Genomic DNA, 15790 nt, shown 5'->3' with positions numbered 1-15790 from the left:
TAAATATCCCTACTACTCAATAGTTCGATATCGATGTAACCAGCGGCTGGCTTCTCTGGTCTCTTCATCAAGGTACAAATTATCAACAAATCGCAGAGTCAGATTATCCGTGCGTCCGGTAGTATAAACGGTGAAAAAATTACTGTTCACGGTCATATACGTGTCGGCGGAAGTCTCTTTACCCTTCACCGGAAACTGCTTCTCCAACTGAGCTTTAAATGCTTCCACGGTTTCCCAACCGCTATCAGGGCGTTTGCTAATCAGTTGACGGGCATCATCAACCGTCAACTCTCCTAAAAATAGCCCTGAAAGCAAAGGAGCCTGCTGTTCCGTCAATGAGTTAATGTTCACTTTAGTTTTAGTATTGGGTAATGCGCATAACAGCTTGCTTAATCTGGCATAAGACTCCAGTGGAAACCCCGGCAGCAATTTCAATTCGCTGATGGAGTACATCATCTGTTTAGCCGGTACTCTTGGCGGTTGCATCGTCTTAAAGGCTTCTGCCGCTGAATTGGCTTTAGCATTGTCGCTTCCGCCATCAATCCCTAAATAAACGGTCAGTTCATTAAACAGCGTTTCTGCCGTTGCCGAATTAATACCGGCACTGCTCATCAGGTATTCCACCACTTTTTGCGTCATCGGCTTCTCACCGGGAAGGGATGAATTCGAGCTATTATCCACCGTTAACAGGCTGTTGACGTTAAAGCAGGTTTGCGCATCAACGACCTGGCTTTCCAACTGATAATCATCCGTTTTTACGCTAACTGGCTGGGCCCAGGACTGATCCAGCGAACTGGGCTTTTTCCCGTCAGACAGATCGCCTTCCAATCGAACAATCGCCAGTTGCACCGCGGCATCTGAGTTCCAACGCAAAGTTTGCTGGCCCAGTTGAAACTGAATCTTCTGTAGGTTGCGGGTAAACTGCTGGCTGATGCGGGCGGCTAATACCGACATTAATACCAACAGAATCAACACTACTAACAGTGCGACACCTCTCTGACGCCGTTTAGATCCACGGTTCATTTGGCACCTCCCGCATCCGGCGTACTGCCACCTTGTGCAGGCGTGGTTGCCGATGGGGCGGCATCGCCCGGTTTATCCGCATCAGGTTTCTGCTCACCCGCCGCCGGATTGTTTTCATCAGACCCCTGAATACTTGATGTTCCACCTTTTGGCCAGCTACCCGGGGTCATAAACACCCAACGCCATACCGTATCGTCTTCCAGCGTTAAGGTTAGCTCGATACCTTTAGGGATCATCTCTGCTTCATCCCACTGGTTTTGCCAGTCTGTATTAAAAAAGCGCCAGTCCATCTTTTTGACATGGTCAATCATTGGAATCTTAGTCCAGTCAGTGACACTGGCACCATCCAGTACCGAGGCGATCCCCCGATAGACCTGGTTATCTTTCAACCACCATGAAACCCGAATCAAGTCTGCACTTTGTGGATTTCCAAGGCTGACTACACTGTCCTGCGTGGTCAGAACCAATATGCCGTCTCTCAGTTGAAACGCAGCGCTGCTGCCAACCGGAGCGCGAGGCATGGCCTGCGAAAAATCACGCTCCAATCGGCTATAGGTTATTTGTAGCTGGTTAAACCTGGCCGACTGTGCGTCCGACACCGCCGCATTGCTCATTGAACCGTTTAAAATCTGCCACGCCATCATGCTGATCATGGCGAATATTACCAGCGCAATGATCACCTCCATCATGGTAAAACCCTGTTGGCGAGCACGCTTTAAGGCGTTCATTTTGTGCCTCCAGCCAGTGAAGCATCCCGTAGAGTGACCAACGGATGTTCCTCTTCACCTTCGCGAAACACGATGACCTCATTCACTTTCACTCCGGACGACGTCTGCGCTAATCGCGCCTGCCAGTACCAGGTTTGGCCGCCAATCTCTTCATTGCCACTGGGCTGGTCGGTAAACGCACGGTGAGCTAACCGCGCTTCAGCCATTTGATTTTCCGCTACCCAACTGGCCCGCAGTGTCTCTCCCAACTGTGCGGTATAGTGACTACTGACGGTCACGGTATTCATCAGCGCTAACGCTGCGCAAGAGAAGATAGCCATGGCCACCATGACTTCCAGCAGCGTCATGCCTTGCTCATTGCGCATCTTTCGCATTATCTGCCTCTTTTGCTTCGTTACCGTAGCCGTTTACCACCTCAACCGGAGATGCGCCCTGAGAGACCACAGAATAGATATCTTTTCTGTCTTCTCCTTCGAATGTCAGTCTGAACAGACTGATCTCACCGTCCGGTAAAAAAATAATTTGTGGTGGATCATTTAAACTCAGCGCCATTTTCTGCGGTTCTATGGTGATCCGCAGATCTTCCGGAAATTCGCCTTTAGTGGTAATACGACCCGCCACAAGCGGCTCCCACTGCAGGCTATCCTGAGCCCCTTCACCGTTCCCTTTCAGGATCATCAGTTGATATCCCTGATAGGTTAGCGTCAGGCCGACAACACTGTCCTCCATGACGGCTTTGCTGGAGCCATAATCCACCAAGGTTTTAAACTGTTCGCCAAACACTCCCGGCCCGCTTTTTGAAGGTAATGTCATCACCACAATGGTGGCGCTGATAGCAAAGATCACCAGCGTTAGCATAACTTCAAGCAGCGTAAAGCCCCGGGAGCGATGACTGGACATTATTTTTGTCCTGGCGTTGCTTCGGTTTTCTTATCCATATCCCAGTTGGTGACATCATCGGCAGTATTTGCCTCACCACCCGGACCAACGGAAAACACATCAATAGGTCCGTGTTCACCCGGGCTAACAATTAAATAGTCATTGTTCCATGGGTCAGTTGGCAGACGACGAATATAGCCATCTGCACGATAGTTTTTCGGTATTGGCTGAAGTTCAGGTTTGGTAACCAGCGCTTTAAGGCCCTGCTCAGTGGTTGGGTAGCGCCCGTTATCCAACTTGTACATATCAAGGGTATTTTCCAGTGCGACAATATCACTCACCGCTTTTTGTCGGTCCGCACGCTCTTTGTTTCCCATCAGGTTAGGGATAACCAGACTGGCCAAAACACCCAAAATAACGATAACCACCATGATTTCCATCAGGGTAAAACCCGATTGGCTCCGCATGCGCTTTTGATTAATGTTTTGATTTTTCATGATATTCTTAACTCACCATGTTATTAAGTTGCAGGATCGGTTGTAGAATCGACATGACGATAAACAGCACGATAGTCGCCATGGTAATAACCAACGCGGGTTCGAAAACGGCTAAAGTTAATGTAATACGATGTTGAAGGGCTTTATCCTGAGTGTCTGCGGCGCGTTCCATTAGCGGCCCCAACTCGCTACTCTGTTCTCCCGATGCCACCATATACAGCATCATTGGCGGGAATAGCTGTGTTTGTTCCAGAGAAGAGTTCAGCGTTGCCCCCTGACGAACCTTGTCAGCCGCTTCGGTGAGTACTTCTCTGGCATAAAGATTCTCTATCCCGTCTACCGAGATATTCATGGCTTCTAATAATGGAACGCTACTGGCCTGCAAAATACTGAGGGTACGAATATAGCGGGCACTGTTAATTGCCCGTACTAATTTGCTGATGGATGCGGAACGTACCAGCCATTTATGGTAACGCAGACGGTTCTGCCCTCTGGCTACCCAGGTACGGAATCCAAATACGGCAGCAACGATCCCTATTAAAATAAACAGCCCATTGTTTTGTAAGAAGTCACTCACGGCAATCAGCGTTCGCGTCGTCACCGGCAGTTGCTGCTTCATATGGGTAAACTGATCGACCACTTGCGGTACTACCGCCACCAACAAAATACAAATAACCGTCGTTGCTACCAACGTCAGGGTAATGGGGTATACCATCGCCTGAGTCAGCTTACTTTTCATCTGTTGACGTTGATCGTTGTAATCAGCCAGTTTGTCGAGCACTTTCCCTAAATGACCGGTCTTTTCCCCTGCGGTCACCAGTGTACGGTACAAATTGTCGAACGCCTGAGGGTAGTTACCCAAAGCATCCGAAAGGGAGTAGCCTTCCACCACCTTATCGTGGATATCATCAATGGCTTTCGCCATCACTTCATCTTCCGTTTGGCGGGCAATAACTTTTAACGCGCTTTCTAAAGGCAAAGCGGCATTGGTCAGTGTTGATAACTGGCGGGTAAATAGAGCCAGTGAGTTACTGGAAATCTTGCGGGCAAAAAACGATTTTTTACCACCCGACTCCGCTTTAGTCTCTTCTATGCTGATGGGCGTCATGCCCTGTTCCCGCAGCTGCTGGCGCGCCTGCTTTGGCGTATCCGCCTGTAGGGTGCCTTTTTGGGTTTTGCCGTTTGGCAACGTTGCCCGCCATGCGTAATGTGCCATTATGCTTCTCCGGATTCATTTTGTTCAGCGGTGACGCGCATCACCTCTTCAATAGAAGTTTCACCACTGATAACTTTTAGTAATCCGTTCTGCCGCAGGCTTCGGGTATGTTTGCGCAATATATCGTCCAGCGTCATCTCATCCAGATTGTCGTTAATGGCACGACGCAGCTCTGTATTCATCACCAGAAATTCATGGATACCGGCACGTCCCTGATAACCACTTTCACGACACTGTTCGCAGCCAACGGCACGGTAAATCACATCCGGAGGTTGGGGTAAAAAGCTATACATCGCTTTTTCCCTTTCGGAAAGTTCAGAAGTAGTACGGCAATGTTTACACAGGCGGCGCACCAGACGTTGGGCAATAACCCCTAATAATGAGGAACCGATCAGAAACGATTCCAACCCCATATCCCGCAAACGCGTAACCGCACCGCAGGCACTGTTGGTGTGAAGGGTGGACATCACCAGGTGACCGGTTAATGATGCCTGAACGGCAATTTGCGCGGTTTCACTATCACGAATTTCCCCGATCATCACCACATCCGGGTCCTGACGCAGAATGGCGCGCAGACCACGGGCGAAGGTCATCTCAACTTTGGGGTTAACCTGAGTTTGCCCGACGCCTTCCAGTTCATATTCAATAGGGTCTTCTACGGTAAGAATGTTGCGTTCAAAGCCATTAAGGGAAGAAAGGACGGCATACAAAGAAGTACTCTTACCAGAACCTGTTGGTCCGGTAACCAGCAAGATACCGTGCGGTTTGGCAATCAGCCCTTCAAGGAGCACCCGGTCATCATCCGCCAGGCCCAACTGTCCCAGATCCATGCGCATATTGTTTTTATCCAACAAACGCATAACCACACGCTCACCATATTGTGAAGGAATGGTAGATACCCGCACATCAATGGCTTTACGACCAATACGTAAAGAGATACGACCATCCTGTGGCAATCGCTTTTCAGCAATATCCAGCTTGGCCATAACTTTAATACGGGAAACCAATAACGGAGCCAGCTTTCTGGCTGGCTGTAAAACCGGATGTAACAGGCCATCAACCCGAAAGCGAATACTTAATGTTCGCTCAAAGGTTTCGATATGAATATCCGATGCACCTTCTTTAACGGCTTCACTTAATATGGCGTTAATCAGACGAATAACCGGCGAGTTTTCGTCACTGTCCAGCAAATCTTCACTATCCGGGATCTCTTCCGTCAGTGCCATCAGGTCGATATCACCATCCATATCATCGACCATTTGCTGAGATACACCGCTACCCTGCTGCCAGACCCGCGACAAGCGTTCATCGAACGCTTCCACGGTTAACGTAATAGGGGTAAACGCCTGTTCCTGTATACGCCGCATTTCCAGTAACGCCTGTAAAGGCGTATCTTCACGCAGGTAAACCTCACCTTGATCCAACAGAATTCCATTCTCTTTGGCATAGCTATAGGCACTGAAGTCTTTGCTCGAAGTTTCCATATCATCCGCCTTCTACTATTTATTTAGTCGCGAAATGGATTACGTCCACGCGGTGCTGCCGTTGTTGTTGCTGGCACAATCGGCTGAGTAGTGTCCTCAGTGCCCGAGCTGCCTAAAGTACCTGGAGATAAGTTGTCAGGGTATTCAGGTAGAACTTTCGGATCGATTGGCGGAACAATACCGATCTTGTTCTCTTCAATTCGATACTGCTGATCTTCACGGCTCTTGTTGTATTTCACTTTTGAGGTGTAGTTATAGTCAGCATCGCTACGAATAACCGTTGGGCGAATAAAGACCATCAGATTTCGTTTCGCTTTGGTGTTTGAGGTACTACGGAACAGCTGACCAATTAATGGAATATCACCCAGCAACGGTATCTTAGATACAGTTTGTGTCGTGAAGTCTTCAACCAGACCGCCTAATACCACCGTTTGACCACTCTTAACTAATACTTCATTATTAATAGTGCGGGTGTTAAAGGTTGGCCCTAACGTACTTTGAGCCGAAGTTGGGTCAACGCTGGAAACTTCCTGTTCAATTTTCATTTGAACCGAGTTGTCATCGTTAATCAGTGGGGTAACTTTCAGTTTGGTACCGACGGTTTTACGTTCAACCGTACTGAAAACGTTATCACCGGAGGTATTGGATTGAGAACCTGATAACACAGGAACATCCTGACCTACGTTAAATGAAGCTTCCCGGTTATCCAGAGTAACAACGCTTGGTGTTGACAGAATGTCGCTCTTATTATCAGACGCCAGTGCGGTTAACAGAGCACCGAAATCACCGTTAAAGAAGCCGGTAGCTAAACCGTTATAACCGCCAAGTACCCCCGTTAGTGGGTTAGTTGCGGTAAATTTGCCATCAATATCTAACTGATCGGCACCGCGTTTAGCGGTAAAGATAGGAATACCGGTATTCGTAAACTGAGAAATTCCGTGAGAGGTCGCCCATTGCACTCCCAGATTCATGCCGGCACCATCCTGAACTTCAACAATAATCGCTTCAACCAATACCTGTGCCCGGCGAATATCCAGCTTGCCGATAACCTGTGACAGTGACTGCATAACATCAGGCTGCGCGGTAATCACCAGAGAGTTAGTCTGATCGTCAGCGGTAATATTCAGGTCATTCTTACTGGATAATGAAGCCGACGCTTTAGCACCACCACCTTTATCCGTTTGAATTTTGTCACCAATACCGGTTAACACAGTGGCAATTTTCACTGCGTTAGCATATTTCAGGTAGAAGACTCGGGTATTGCCCTGACTGTTTTCATTACGGTCCAGTTTTTTAATCAGGCTACGAGTTTTCTCCCGTGCCTGAGCAGAACCACTCAATACCAGGGTATTGGTACGTGTATCTGCAACCACTTTGGCCGTTAACTGCGGTGCACTCTGCCCTTTTTGTTCCTCATTGCTCAGGTTATTGAGCATGTCTGAAATTTCTTTGGCGGAACCATATTGCAAAGAAATAGTTTCCCTTTGCTGTACACCGGAGGCATCAACCCGATGAACTAAATCCACCAGGCGATTAATAGAAGAGGCTTTCCCCGTCAGTAACAGAACGTTCGACGGTTCATAATTCACTACGTTACCCACGCCGGAAGCATCATTAAGCTGGCGTAATAAAGGGGCCAGGTCTCTGACGGGTACGTTTTCCATTTGAACAACCCGGGTGATGATTTCATCACCTTTTCCCGGATTGGCAGTATCTGCTACAGGTACACCCGCGGTTTTCGCTGTCGATGAACGGACAATTTTAATCATGCCGTTATCCATCGGAATAGCAGAAAAACCATACAGATCTAATACGCTAAGAAAAAACTGATAATATTGCTCTTCAGTAAGAAGGTCATAGGTTCTTACTGACACTTTTCCCTGAACGGCAGGATCAACTAAAATTGTTTTATTTAAATTTCTGCTGGCAACATCAATAAATTCTCTGATATCAGTATCTTTAAAATTAGCACTGAAATCAGCAGCCATTAGATGCCCGGAATATAAAAACAATAATGCGAGCACTGAGCGAGCGCAAATTTTTCTTTTCATATTTGGTTTAATTCATATAGGGTCACAGTATTTGTAAATCTAGATGAATGTTTTTATCTTCGCCACCGCGTTTAACAATAATATTTGCAGAATCTAACTTAGCCCATTGGTCAATAACACTTTTTATTTCTTTATTTCCTGTTACATCATTAGAGTTTATTTTTACAACTATATCACCAGGGTTAAGCCCTGCCTTTTTAAACACATCTGATGCAGATTTAGGTGTAATTTTCAAACCTAATAATTTATCTGAAGATTTATATTCCGGTCCCAGAATAAAATAATCACCTAAATGATTCTCAACTAATTTTGTATCTTTTACCGGTAAAACACGAGTGGTATCAATACCTTTAATATAATCCGGATTTTTTAATTGTACGGTTTCTATATCACCTTTATCACGAATCTGAATACTGTCTTTTTCAATCGAATCAATCCAGGCATCGTCATATCCCTGTAGTTTTTCGCCTTCACGATAGCTAATCTGCTTTCCGCCCTGGTTAACCGTTGCGACGGATAAACCAGGCTTACTACTATATACAATAGCGCTAATATCCAATACTAAAGGCGCCTTTTTCGCCGCGCCCGGAGCAGCTTTTTGCGGCGCATTAAACAGTGCCAGCGTCGCCGGAGCCGCCTCTTCCACTTTTTTATTTTTGTGTGACGGACGTTTAGTTTCGCTGTTTAATGTGTAGTTCTTATGGTTATCATAAGTGTGGTAAGCCTGAAAAACACCAAGTCCACAAACCCCCAGAATCAGTGCCGGAACGGTGTACTTATTGATAATATTAATTTGCATCATTCAAATACCTTGTAGATAAAATAGAGACAATAAGCTACCAACCCGAATTAAAGGGAAATAATTAGAATATTCGGATACTTATTGGATTAAGAATATTTTCCCTATAATTGCCGTCAAGATCCACACGTTTCTTATCCTAAAAAAGACGGAAATTCCTTATTTTTAGTAAGTGCATATATATTAAGAAAATAATTTTTCGATATGTAAAAAACAAAGCAACACTTATGCATTAATATTGTTATAAATATTTCCATAAGTTATTACATTAATGACAGTTGAATAAAGCACGGACCATTAATTTATAATTAATAACAAACCCAATAATAACCCTTAATTTTTTAACATTTTTCATGGGGAAATCCATAAAAAACGGCCTTTTATTATAAAATTTAAAAAAATATTTATATAAAACAGATAAAAAGAAAAATCAATCAAAAACAACATATTCATTCATTGCCTCATAAGATTGCAGTTACATTTTACAATCAATATCAGTCTTCCAAACCTCCCGATTTTGTAGTTGCCATCTAAAAAGATAAACATGTCAAATAAAATTATTTCCACCACGGAATAGGCTTATGGGTAAATTTAATCAAAATCATAAAATTAGATAAAATAAAACATAGAGTTATCTTTTCAGGCCTTAGCCAGATTTCATTAACAAACGAAGTGATATGCTGGTTATCTATTCTTCCATCGCTAAAACTGCTTTGTTTTCATCTATTCTCAGCGCGAAAAAAAATGACCTTTCTTGACAGGGTGAATGGCGAGAACTATAAATTCATTATCACAATGATAATATTATAATTAAGTCAATAAATTGAACATGTTGAATTAAATAATTTTTTAGCAACAGTTCAGAACCATTTATTGATAGATAACATATTTTTACCACTAGGAACGAAATACGCATCATATTGATTTAAATAAAAAATTATTTATTCATATAAAATGCACAACAGTATCAATATAGTAAAGGGTGATAACAATTATGTACTTAGAACATTTCAAATTTGGTAGTGAGCCCTTTAGAAATACTATTTTTCATAACAATCGATTTTTTCTTGAATATTTCCATAGTATTTACTTATTAATATCCCATGCATGCAATAAAAAAGGGGTTATTGGATTCTATTCACAAGATGAAAATAGCCTTAATGACTTTATTAAAAGAATTAGTACTGAATATCAAGGCCATAGTTTAACTGTCAATGCTTCCCCCTCGCTGTCAAAAAAGGAGTTAATAAAAAAACTGGAAAACATAGAGGCCAATCATCAGTTAGTAACTCATGGATTTATCACCAATAATTCACAGCTACTGATCATTACCTCTGCGCAATGTATGACTGAAGGCTGTTGGGATATCTTAAAAAAGCGTCTTGCTCAGGCTGAAGAACAAAATGCCTCACTGACCATTTTGCTGTCTGGCTCAGATAAGCTGGGGCGTTTATTACCCAAAACCTTTCAATCATGGTTACACACCAATTTGAACTTTCGTATGCCGGGCATACGTGAGTACTCTGAATATTTTGAACATCAATTAGCCTGGAATGATGGTAATCCGGCTCTGTTTAGCTCTCAACAGATACGCTGGATTTATCGTGCGGCTAAAGGCAAGCTTTCGCTCGTCAATCGAATTGCACATTATGCGCTGCTCGGTGCTTATGCCGAACGTAGTGAGGTTATCACTCAACATCATCTACATATGGCAACGAAAGAGATCACCGGCTCCTGCCGGGCAACACCGACCCAACTGTCCACCGCGTTAGCTTCAGTGGTTGTTTGTCTGGCTCTTGGCTGGGCGATCTTGCCGGTTATCTCTCCACATTTACCGCATCCAACCGCCTGGAATCCACCGGAGCCAGAGCCAATAGCGCTGCCGGAACCCAAAGCAGAGCCTGCCGTTGACCTGGAAGTCGGCAATCAAATAGCCGCCATGCAGCAAATGTACAAAATATGGGGCTATGACGTCTCTAATGATGACGCATTTTGTGAAGAGGCTGGCAGAGCTAACCTGCAGTGTAAAAAGGGTCAGGCTAAGTTGGAAGATCTGGAAAAGATTGGTTACCCGTGGATAGCAGAGGTAAAAGTTGATGGCAATATTGGCTATGTCAACGTCGTTCGGGTTGGCAAGACAGATATCGATCTGCTGATTAATAACCGTACCTGGCAAGCCAGCCGTAGCTGGTTTGAACAAAAAAATACCGGGCAATATATTATCTTCTATCGTTTGACGCCGCTGGGTCGGGATAAAATCGATGGTACCAGCAGCAGTAGCGAAATAGCCTGGCTGGATAAGATGCTAAGTCGCGCTTTGCTTAAACCCAAAAGCAAAAAGAATTCCTGGTCTCCTGAGCTGATGGAGAGTGTTAAACAGTTCCAGAAGAATGAAGGGTTAAAGGATGACGGGCTGGTCGGTTCAGAAACACTGATGAAATTAGCCTTGGCCTCCGGTGATTCACCGAAGTTAATCAAGCAAAAGATACAGTAATCATGTCCGCTATCTCCCTGACTGCTTATCGTAATCAGCGTAATCAACGCAACCAGACTAACCAACGTACCAGTGAAAAAGTTCGTATTACGGCAGCACCGCCCAGCTATTTTCGGTTGGGTCTGTATATTGTTGCGGCCGTAACAGGTGCATCACTGCTTATCATCGGTGGAACCTTTGGCCATATGTACTGGCAATATCTCTATCCTAAACCAATAGAAGTGCAGGCATCAGTTCCTACCCCGGAAGTCCCCAAAGAGCAGCCGGAAATATTTCTTTCTGATATGCACTATCTTTACACCACTAAACCATTACCTCAGCCACAGACGCCATCACCGTTAACCACCATGAATAACCTCAGCCAACCGCTGGTCGATCGTGATGTAATAAGAGGTGAACCTGAAGGTGATATTCCACTGGCGCCAATGAATAATAAAGCCAGGGCGCCAGTCAGTGATGACAGTAGTGAAAGTGAAGCAACCCGAAATCTACGGGAGCGGCTGGCACAGGCTCTGCAAGAACAGAGTCGGGAATATAATTCAGATATCCCTCAGGTCACCACGGAACCACAAAAGAAATAAATCAGCAAAGTATACAACAGAAAACTTAACAGGCTCAGAGCTTACCCCTCTGAGCTTTTCATTCTTATACCGCGTTACCAGTCCAGCGTTCCCATTCCCAACTGCCTCATTTGGCGCAATATCCAGTTTTGACGCTGGATCACATAGCCGGAAGGCTTATTGGCTTTATAACGAATAGGATTAGGCAGAACAGCCGCCAGCCTCGCCGATTCGGAAGGGGTCAGATTTTTTGCCGATTTATTAAAGTAACGCTGGGCCGCCTCTTCAACACCAAACACGCCCTCGCCAAACTCGGCAACGTTCAGATAAACCGTCAGAATACGGCGCTTAGTCCACGCCAGCTCCATGCCAACAGTTAATCCGGCTTCCAGCCCTTTGCGCACCCAACTGCGGCCATTCCACAGAAACAGGTTTTTCGCGGTTTGCTGAGAAATGGTTGAAGCACCGCGAATGCGATTAGGTTTACGTTCGTTATGGCTGAACGCTGCAGCAATCGCATTCATATCAAAGCCCCAGTGGTCAGGAAACTTTTGATCTTCTGCTGCAATCACCGCCAGCGCCATATGAGGGGAGATATCATCCATCGATACCCAGGTTTGACGGGCTATATAGGAGAAATTACCAGTAAGCCAGGCCCCCAATTGCTTCTCTACCATGACAGCAGAAAACGGTACCGGTAAAAAAGCAAAGACGATGATCCCGGCACCCCAAATCAGTAAAACAACCTTAACGCATCGTTTTAGCCAAAACAGCAGGCGCCCCATCATTTTTGAAGGGGCGAATGTCTTCATTCGCTCAACACCAACACCCGGGCTACCAGTTTTTCGATACCCTGAGCGGCTTCGCTGATACGCTGCGCTAACATATAGGCTGGCGTAGTAACCACTTTTTGCTCTTCATCCACCACGATATCATCAACCGGGCAAGTAATATGCTCACCGCCCATGGCATCCACCACCTCAGCAGTATCAATATCGTTACCGATGGTCAGGCGGACCGGAACACCTAACATTTTTGGTAGCAATACGGGTGCAATACAGATGAAGCCCATTGGCTTACCTGCTTTATGCATCGCTTTCACCAAACGGGTTAAATCCTGATTAATTTCACACTCCGCACCCTGAGAGGCGAAATTGCTCAGATTTTTGGCAGCACCAACCCCCCCCGGTACAATCAGTGCATCAAACAGCGCAGCATCAGCCTGAGACAGTGGCTGAATTTTACCCCGGGCAATACGGGCTGACTCAGTCAGCACATTACGGCTCTCAGTGGCTGGCTGGCCGGTAAAATGGTTGATGACATCAGACTGCGGCTGATCGGGGGCAAAGCAGGTTACCTCAGCATCAGCGCGGTCTAACGCCAACAGGGTTAACACTGATTCATTGATTTCTGCTCCATCTAAAAAACCGCATCCACTTAATACAACGGCAACCCGTTTCATCAATCACTCCTCCCGTTAAATTGACCAGACCTAATTTACCGATTATCGGTATACCATTCTGTACTACAAATTTACCTGTAACCATAAGCAACAACGCGGCAAACCTTTCGGTTTCGCCGCATTAAAATCACCTGTATTGAGGCCTGTCAGTGTTTTTCCTGAGCCTCAACCCAAGTGCGTAATACCTGAACATCATTACGCCATTCCAACTTCAGTTCATCAATCCACTCTTCCACGTTATCCCACCATGCAGGTAACGTTGGCGTTTGAATTTGGCGAGCCAGCTGTTGAAGATGTTTCAGCCCAACGGATCCGGAAGCTCCTTTAATTTTGTGTGCTTCTTCGGTGATACCTTTTTCATCTTTGGCCGTCATATTGGACTCAAGCACTGCCAGATAGCCTGGCATCACTTGTTCATACATAGTCAAACCATCAAGAATAAGCTGTGGACCAACTAACTCCATATACTGCTCTAACATGGTTAAATCGAGTATAGACTCATTGGGCTTCATCGCGCCTTGCTCCTGTAGTTTAGGTAACATTTTTAGTTGGGCACTTCCGATTTTCTTGATGACTACCATTAACTCCGGCACCGAAAGCGGTTTACTGAGTACATCATCCATCCCTGAGTTCAGATATTCTTGTTTGTCCTTTAATACGTTTGCCGTCAGCGCCACTAACGGTGGGATCTCTTCCGGCGCATAGTTTTTTCTGATCTGCCGGGCAATATCAAAACCGGTCATATCCGGCAGTTGGATATCCAACAACAGCAAATCGAACTCTCCTGGTTTAAATTTCTCCAGCGCTTCCGTACCTGTCATCGCAACACTAACAGTATGCCCCAGTTTTTCCAGCACTGAACGAGCAACAATCACATTCAGCTCAATATCTTCGACTAATAATACCCTTAAAGAAGCTGAAGGTAACTCTTCTTTCTGCGGCGCTTCTTTTTCTGCTGCCGATGCCTTAATAAATACGGTAAAGACGGTACCTTTGCCCACTTTGCTCTTAACAAAGATGTCGCCCCCCATCGCCTGAGCCAGACGCAGGGATACTGCCAGTCCAATACCGGTTCCCGTCGCCGGGCGGCCACCGTGTTTACTGGCAACCTGATAGTACATGGCAAAAATCTTATCAATCTCTTCCTGTGGAATGCCAATTCCGGAATCTTCCACTTCAAAATAGAAGTGATTCTCCCCTTCACGGCGAGCCCGAACGGTAACGCCTCCTTGAGAGGTAAACTTCACCGCATTACCGATCAAATTCCATAGAATCTGTCTCAGGCGGGTTCCGTCGGTCATAATAAAGGCCGGCAGGTTATCACCATATTCCAGCGTAAAACTCAGACCTTTCGGTTCTACCAACAACCCGGACAGGTTTTCTAAATCTGAGAGAAAATTCAGTAAGTCCAGCGGGGCGATTTCCAGTTGGGTTTTGCGCCGTTCAATTTTATCCAGCTCGATAACATCGTTAAAGATATACCCCAGCGTAGTGGCGCTAACGTAGATAGTACGCAGGTATTTAAGCTGTTCGGCGTTCAGCTCGGTATCCAGCAAAATACGGCTGAGTCCGACAATTCCATTCAGCGGCGTTCTTAATTCATGGCTGATGGTAGAAATAAAAGTGGTTTTGTCCCGGCTGGCTTTTTCCAACGCATCCTGATAGCGTTTACGTTCGGTGATATCCCGCCCAAAACCCATCAGGCCATGACGTTTGCCATCCAGTGCATAGAAAGGCACTTTACGTACTTCAAAACATGCTTTGCGACCATCCGGATAAACCAACCACTGCTCATAAGTCAGGGAAACATTATGGCGGAACACTTTATCATCAGTTTCGATAACTTTTTCTGCCACTTCATTGTTATAGATATCACCCGGACTCAAACCAATTAACTGCTTCTCGCTGCGGCCGGTCAGTAACTCCATTGCCCGATTGCAGCCGGAAAAACGCCCTTCCTCGTCCCGGTAATACACCAGATCGGGGGATGAATCTAAAAACGAACGCAAAAATACCGACTGTTGTTCATATTCAATCTGAGCCTGCTGGCGCTGGACAATCTCAATTTGTAACTCTTCTATCGCCCGTTCTCTGGCCTCTTCAGCTTTTATCCGTTCGCCAATTTCCTGATTCAGGCGTTCAATATTATTCTGTAGCTTATGATTAAGTTCTAAATCGCGCGCACGCATATCCTCCAACGTTTCAACCAGTTTGGCTAACCGCTGACGGGAATCTTCCAGTTGTTCGACCACGATAGAGAGAAAATAGACTGCCCAGGGAGTAACCAGCAGCCCAAAGAAAATAGAGCGAATAACATCGATACGTTCAATTTCACCATGCAGTGCCGCAGTTACCGAAATCTGCACGGTAAAAGCTAAAACAATAATGATCGACGCTAAAATAAGAGAGAAGCGTACCAGGCCTAACTTCACCATGGCATCAACATAATACTGGGCTAATTTCCGCAGTTGCTTCATTGTTACTCCCAAGATTTTTTTATCGCCGAAATCATACCGTAAACCGGGGATAAATAGCGAAATATGCAGTTAAATCATGCATCAATTTTTGAACCAGAACATAACTTACTATTTAAAGCA

14 protein-coding genes are annotated in these 15790 nt (G+C 45.4%); 2 read left to right on the top strand and 12 right to left on the bottom strand.

Annotated features, from left to right (window positions below; translation table 11 throughout):
• Positions 1-12 precede the first annotated feature (12 nt).
• Genes gspK through LPW36_RS02755 form a run of 9 tightly spaced genes read right to left on the bottom strand, consistent with a single transcriptional unit; the run spans position 13 to position 8680 of the window.
• Entirely contained in the window at positions 13-1023 is a 1011-nt protein-coding gene (gspK, locus tag LPW36_RS02795) for a type II secretion system minor pseudopilin GspK (RefSeq protein ID WP_230607971.1), read from the bottom strand.
• On the bottom strand, positions 1020-1751 hold the full coding sequence (gene gspJ / locus LPW36_RS02790; RefSeq protein ID WP_230607970.1) for a type II secretion system minor pseudopilin GspJ: 732 nt from the start codon (positions 1749-1751) through the stop codon (positions 1020-1022). The genes gspK and gspJ overlap by 4 nt, the downstream gene beginning before the upstream one ends.
• The gene (gspI, locus tag LPW36_RS02785) at positions 1748-2125 is read right to left on the bottom strand and encodes a type II secretion system minor pseudopilin GspI (protein WP_230607969.1); all 378 of its coding nucleotides are present in this window, start codon (positions 2123-2125) and stop codon (positions 1748-1750) included. Before gspI ends, gspJ begins: the two co-directional genes overlap by 4 nt.
• Positions 2106-2651: a type II secretion system minor pseudopilin GspH gene (gspH, locus tag LPW36_RS02780; protein WP_230607968.1), complete on the bottom strand. Its 546-nt coding sequence runs from the start codon at positions 2649-2651 to the stop codon at positions 2106-2108. The genes gspI and gspH overlap by 20 nt, the downstream gene beginning before the upstream one ends.
• Positions 2651-3127, bottom strand: a complete 477-nt coding sequence (gspG, locus tag LPW36_RS02775) for a type II secretion system major pseudopilin GspG (RefSeq protein WP_276574003.1) — start codon at positions 3125-3127, stop codon at positions 2651-2653. Before gspG ends, gspH begins: the two co-directional genes overlap by 1 nt.
• A 7-nt stretch (positions 3128-3134) precedes the next feature.
• On the bottom strand, positions 3135-4343 hold the full coding sequence (gene gspF, locus LPW36_RS02770) for a type II secretion system inner membrane protein GspF (protein ID WP_230607967.1): 1209 nt from the start codon (positions 4341-4343) through the stop codon (positions 3135-3137).
• Positions 4343-5827, bottom strand: a complete 1485-nt coding sequence (gene gspE, locus LPW36_RS02765) for a type II secretion system ATPase GspE (RefSeq protein ID WP_230607966.1) — start codon at positions 5825-5827, stop codon at positions 4343-4345. Before gspE ends, gspF begins: the two co-directional genes overlap by 1 nt.
• 23 nt (positions 5828-5850) lie before the next feature.
• Positions 5851-7878 carry a type II secretion system secretin GspD gene (gene gspD / locus LPW36_RS02760; RefSeq protein WP_230607965.1) on the bottom strand — a complete coding sequence of 676 codons (2028 nt, stop codon included), beginning with the start codon at positions 7876-7878 and terminating at the stop codon, positions 5851-5853.
• Positions 7879-7900: 22 nt separating this feature from the next.
• The gene (locus tag LPW36_RS02755) at positions 7901-8680 is read right to left on the bottom strand and encodes a type II secretion system protein N (RefSeq protein ID WP_230607964.1); all 780 of its coding nucleotides are present in this window, start codon (positions 8678-8680) and stop codon (positions 7901-7903) included.
• A 1342-nt stretch (positions 8681-10022) separates the two neighbouring features.
• Here LPW36_RS02755 and LPW36_RS02750 point away from each other — a divergent pair.
• Together LPW36_RS02750 and LPW36_RS02745 are read left to right on the top strand one after the other, a co-directional pair.
• Positions 10023-11171, top strand: coding sequence for an ExeA family protein (locus LPW36_RS02750; RefSeq protein ID WP_230607963.1), 1149 nt, complete (start codon positions 10023-10025; stop codon positions 11169-11171).
• 2 nt (positions 11172-11173) lie between these two features.
• Positions 11174-11752 (top strand): hypothetical protein, encoded by a 579-nt coding sequence (locus LPW36_RS02745; RefSeq protein ID WP_230607962.1) that lies wholly within the window; start codon positions 11174-11176, stop codon positions 11750-11752.
• Positions 11753-11826: 74 nt separating this feature from the next.
• Here LPW36_RS02745 and mtgA read toward each other — a convergent pair whose 3' ends face one another.
• The 3 genes from mtgA to arcB form a co-directional block, all read right to left on the bottom strand.
• The gene (mtgA, locus tag LPW36_RS02740; protein ID WP_420844706.1) at positions 11827-12516 is read right to left on the bottom strand and encodes a monofunctional biosynthetic peptidoglycan transglycosylase; all 690 of its coding nucleotides are present in this window, start codon (positions 12514-12516) and stop codon (positions 11827-11829) included.
• A gap of 23 nt (positions 12517-12539) precedes the next feature.
• On the bottom strand, positions 12540-13193 hold the full coding sequence (gene elbB, locus LPW36_RS02735; RefSeq protein WP_230607960.1) for an isoprenoid biosynthesis glyoxalase ElbB: 654 nt from the start codon (positions 13191-13193) through the stop codon (positions 12540-12542).
• Between the two features lie 146 nt (positions 13194-13339).
• Positions 13340-15670 (bottom strand): aerobic respiration two-component sensor histidine kinase ArcB, encoded by a 2331-nt coding sequence (gene arcB, locus LPW36_RS02730; protein ID WP_230607959.1) that lies wholly within the window; start codon positions 15668-15670, stop codon positions 13340-13342.
• Between the last annotated feature and the right edge of the window lie 120 nt (positions 15671-15790).

This window comes from Limnobaculum eriocheiris (genome assembly GCF_021010575.1).
GTDB classification, from domain to species: domain Bacteria; phylum Pseudomonadota; class Gammaproteobacteria; order Enterobacterales; family Enterobacteriaceae; genus Limnobaculum; species Limnobaculum eriocheiris.
Note: the sequence above shows the minus strand (reverse complement) of the source record. Positions and strands in the feature narration are given on the sequence as shown.

Bases quoted from the DNA above. Each gene is read 5' to 3' on its own strand.
- gspK (WP_230607971.1), bottom strand. From the start codon at position 1,023: ATGAACCGTGGATCTAAACGGCGTCAGAGAGGTGTCGCACTGTTAGTA.
- gspJ (WP_230607970.1), bottom strand. From the start codon at position 1,751: ATGAACGCCTTAAAGCGTGCTCGCCAACAGGGTTTTACCATGATGGAG.
- gspI (WP_230607969.1), bottom strand. From the start codon at position 2,125: ATGCGAAAGATGCGCAATGAGCAAGGCATGACGCTGCTGGAAGTCATG.
- gspH (WP_230607968.1), bottom strand. From the start codon at position 2,651: ATGTCCAGTCATCGCTCCCGGGGCTTTACGCTGCTTGAAGTTATGCTA.
- gspG (WP_276574003.1), bottom strand. From the start codon at position 3,127: ATGAAAAATCAAAACATTAATCAAAAGCGCATGCGGAGCCAATCGGGT.
- gspF (WP_230607967.1), bottom strand. From the start codon at position 4,343: ATGGCACATTACGCATGGCGGGCAACGTTGCCAAACGGCAAAACCCAA.
- gspE (WP_230607966.1), bottom strand. From the start codon at position 5,827: ATGGAAACTTCGAGCAAAGACTTCAGTGCCTATAGCTATGCCAAAGAG.
- gspD (WP_230607965.1), bottom strand. From the start codon at position 7,878: ATGAAAAGAAAAATTTGCGCTCGCTCAGTGCTCGCATTATTGTTTTTA.
- LPW36_RS02755 (WP_230607964.1), bottom strand. From the start codon at position 8,680: ATGATGCAAATTAATATTATCAATAAGTACACCGTTCCGGCACTGATT.
- LPW36_RS02750 (WP_230607963.1), top strand. From the start codon at position 10,023: ATGACTGAAGGCTGTTGGGATATCTTAAAAAAGCGTCTTGCTCAGGCT.
- LPW36_RS02745 (WP_230607962.1), top strand. From the start codon at position 11,174: ATGTCCGCTATCTCCCTGACTGCTTATCGTAATCAGCGTAATCAACGC.
- mtgA (WP_420844706.1), bottom strand. From the start codon at position 12,516: ATGGGGCGCCTGCTGTTTTGGCTAAAACGATGCGTTAAGGTTGTTTTA.
- elbB (WP_230607960.1), bottom strand. From the start codon at position 13,193: ATGAAACGGGTTGCCGTTGTATTAAGTGGATGCGGTTTTTTAGATGGA.
- arcB (WP_230607959.1), bottom strand. From the start codon at position 15,670: ATGAAGCAACTGCGGAAATTAGCCCAGTATTATGTTGATGCCATGGTG.